2 protein-coding genes and 2 pseudogenes are annotated in these 3,339 nt (G+C 42.6%); 2 read left to right on the top strand and 2 right to left on the bottom strand.

The window, feature by feature from the left end; translation table 11 throughout:
• Positions 1-61: 61 nt before the first annotated feature.
• Together AB1L08_RS21905 and AB1L08_RS21910 are read right to left on the bottom strand one after the other, a co-directional pair.
• The gene (locus AB1L08_RS21905; RefSeq protein WP_413066708.1) at positions 62-796 is read right to left on the bottom strand and encodes a tripartite tricarboxylate transporter permease; all 735 of its coding nucleotides are present in this window, start codon (positions 794-796) and stop codon (positions 62-64) included.
• 112 nt (positions 797-908) lie between these two features.
• Positions 909-1,871 carry a tripartite tricarboxylate transporter substrate binding protein gene (locus tag AB1L08_RS21910; RefSeq protein WP_413066709.1) on the bottom strand — a complete coding sequence of 321 codons (963 nt, stop codon included), beginning with the start codon at positions 1,869-1,871 and terminating at the stop codon, positions 909-911.
• A 761-nt stretch (positions 1,872-2,632) separates the two neighbouring features.
• Here AB1L08_RS21910 and AB1L08_RS21915 point away from each other — a divergent pair.
• Both AB1L08_RS21915 and AB1L08_RS21920 read left to right on the top strand, forming a co-directional pair.
• Positions 2,633-3,047: pseudogene (locus AB1L08_RS21915) on the top strand (helix-turn-helix domain-containing protein); the annotation flags it as partial.
• Between the two features lie 79 nt (positions 3,048-3,126).
• Positions 3,127-3,255 (top strand): annotated as a pseudogene (locus AB1L08_RS21920) (IS3-like element IS655 family transposase); the annotation flags it as partial.
• Between the last annotated feature and the right edge of the window lie 84 nt (positions 3,256-3,339).

Consider the following 3,339-nt stretch of genomic DNA (forward strand, 5'->3'; position numbering starts at 1 on the left):
AATTATCCCATATTTATCAAAATTTAGGGGGTATGATAATTGAAATTATCTCGAAGATTTTTTACTCCTCAAGGCTGCTTCTGGCTATACCCTTTTCTTTTTTATCCTCCTTTTGGGGCCTGATTTTATTCTCGATCATTGAAATGACTTCCGGTACACAAAAGAACGCAATTAATATGACAACCATATCCAATCCGGACTGCAGACCGGAAAAACCGAACGTGTATCTGGACTCCCCGCCAACTGGAGAGATCCCGACCGTTCCCAACAATAAACCGATACAGCCGCCGATCAATCCCTTTAACAAAGAACCGGAGGAAAGCGTAGCAATCATCGTCAAACCCAGTATCGCCACCCAAAAATACTCTGAAGGGCCAAAGCTGAGCGCCCATTTTGCCAATATAGGCGTTAAAAACAAAAGGGCCAAACCGCCTATAATTCCCCCGACTCCTGAGCTTAAAGCCGCGGCTGCAAGAGCATGAGAAGCTTTCCCCTTTCTCGCCAACGGGTATCCGTCAAAGGTGGTGGCGATCGCAGATGGCGTACCGGGGGTATTAATCAATATGGCTGAAATGCAGCCGCCATAAATGCCGCCAACATATAATCCTCCCATCGTCATAAGCGACGCTTCCGGCTGCATCGTAAAGGTAAAAGGCAAAAGAAGAGCCAAAGCCATCGTGGCCGTTAACCCGGGCAATGCCCCCACAATAATCCCTACGAGTACACCGCAACATAGGAGCAGCATATTGAAAGGATCCGTTAATGAGCCAATAACAGATGGAATCGAATCAATCATCTTTGCGCCTCCCGTTCCGTAACCATGGTTTCCAGGACCAATTTGGCTGCGGCCTGCTTCTTTCCCGCAATCGTTATTGGCGTAACCTTGCTCGCTTTGGCGGCAATTACCCCTACTGTTTTTCCAAAATATCCGTATACTCCTTTGTTTTCATCTCAATATACTTCACCGATTCTTCATGACCCATTGTTTTTGGCTCAAAACCTTCCTCATACATCTGATCTTTGACCCCCGGCTCTTCCAAAATGTCCAAGAAGGCCTTTTCCAATATGTGAATAATCTTTTTGTCGGTACCCGGCGGTACGCCTACCCCGCGGTCAATCGATGCCGTCATATCGTAGCCTAATTCGATAAAAGTAGGAAACTCCGGCATAGGTTCGAATCTTTCTTCAGATCCGATTGCTAGAATTTTCATGTCTTCAGTATATTTTAATAAATCGCTTGAATTCGCCAATACAGCGTCGGTGTTGCCCCCCAGAAAGGCCTGCATGGAGGGGCCGGCCCCGTCAAACGGCACATATTGCATTTTGATTTCGGCCAAATTCTGAAGCTGTAAAAAGGCGATATGATGGCCTGAATAGTTTCCAGAGCCCGATATGGTGATGGAGCCCGGATTCTTCCTGGCTTTTTGGATAAAGTCTTCCAACGAATCAATCCCGCTGTTTTTGCCTACAGCCAACGCAATCGGTGTTGCCTGGAAAATGGCTATAGGGACAATATCCTCCGTATTATATCCTGTGTCTTCGTTTGCAAGCGGCTGCAGAATAATATGCGGGATATTGATGCCTGCGAGAAAATAGCCATCCGGCTTTTGATTGACCAACTCGCTCCAGCCTACGGAGCCCCCGCCGCCGGGTTTATACTGAATAACAATTTTTTGCTCTAAAGCTTCCTCAAGGAATGGCTGCTGCCGCCGGGCCTCGACATCAGACTGTCCGCCTGGTTCAAACGGGATGCTGTACGTAATGGATTTTTCAGGAAACTGCCCTTTTCCATTTCCGCCGCTTGGAGAACAGGACACTAATAACAAAGCGGCGCAAACTAATGAAACAGCAGTTATCCACTTTTTCTTCATGGGGTAAACCTCCCTTGCTCGGAAACGGCAAATTCTTAATGATTATATTCAGATTGACGGAAGATGATTCGAACTATATGGAGATGAAAAAAATCAAAGTGCCATACATAAGCTCCTCGGCGAACAATTTTTTACAAATAAGGATTCTTTGTCCAATTATCTTCCAATCCACAACCCCATAAGGTTGTTTGGATTTCTTCGTTCGGCACTTCTTTTTTCTGATGTTCAAATGGATAAAGCAGCATCTTAACCATATCCATGGCAGAACCGAACAGTCTGCCTGGAACCAGCTTTATATTGCCATGATGGCTTACAGTTTACTATTGCTTCTTCGGTTGGAAACCAAGACAACATTGACGTTATATCAAACGTTCACAAAGTTAAGATCTTTGCTTTTTTCCGACGTTGAAGAACTGTTGGAGATCCTTCAACTTACATAAGGAAATGTCGATCGCCCCTCTTACTCGGATGCCAATATACATATTTCACCAAATGACAACAACTTCTTATTCTATAGATCCCCCTGGATTACTATAAGCAAAACATACTAAGATTAGTGGGTAAGGTCATCGACGGATGACTTTGCCCTTGGATGACCTTTAATTGCTATTCCTAACACATAAATACCTTTGTAAAGGCTAGAATAAAGTTGACAGTTTTCGCTTGATAGGATTTTACACTTTTCTATATCAACCTATTACTTTAGTAAAATAGATGTTAACGTTATTTTACTGAAGGTTAGGGTTTTGGAGGAGAAGTTAATGTTATATGTAAAGATTAATGAACTGCATAAAAGAAAATTTAAAGTAGCACAAATCTCTAAGGAGCTTAAGATCTCAAGACCAACTGTCTATAAATATTTAGAAATGACATTTGATGAGGCAAGATCCTACACTGAACAGCTTTTGGGGAAGAAGAAAAAACTAGATTCCTATAAAGACTGGATACTTGCCTGGCTAGAAGAGTATCCTTACCTGAGTAGTGCTCAAATTCATGATTGGCTTTTGAGAGAGATATCCCGACCTATTAGTCGGTGGAAGTACTGTGAGATCTTATGTGAAAGACATTCGTGAATTTTATCAGGTTGAAAAAAAGGTTATTGTCCGTCAATATGAAGCAGTTTCTGAACAACCAATGGGCAAACAACTTCAAGTAGACTGGGGCGAAACAAAACAGTGGATAGTCTACACTTAGTTAGACAAATATTATAAGGTCACATAAACTTGATTCACATAAAAGCTGAGGAGAATCAGATATGACTCGAAAACCAAGGAGAACCTCTTCTAAAGAATTTAAAGAACAAATCGTGAACCTGCATGCTGCTGAAAAACCTCGTGTTGAAATTATGAAAGAGTATGAACTGACACCTTCAGCTTTTGATAAGCGGGTGCTGTAAAGAATCACTTTGTTCCGTCAAAAATAGGCCTTCTTTATTCAAATTCCTCCGGCGTGATTTCTGTACTTCCCT

The organism is Siminovitchia jepli (genome assembly GCF_047228825.1).
Lineage (GTDB): Bacteria > Bacillota > Bacilli > Bacillales > Bacillaceae_C > Siminovitchia.

What these genes read in the sequence shown, in the direction of transcription:
- AB1L08_RS21910 (WP_413066709.1), bottom strand. Translation starts at nt 1,871, where the DNA reads ATGAAGAAAAAGTGGATAACTGCTGTTTCATTAGTTTGCGCCGCTTTG.
- AB1L08_RS21905 (WP_413066708.1), bottom strand. Translation starts at nt 796, where the DNA reads ATGATTGATTCGATTCCATCTGTTATTGGCTCATTAACGGATCCTTTC.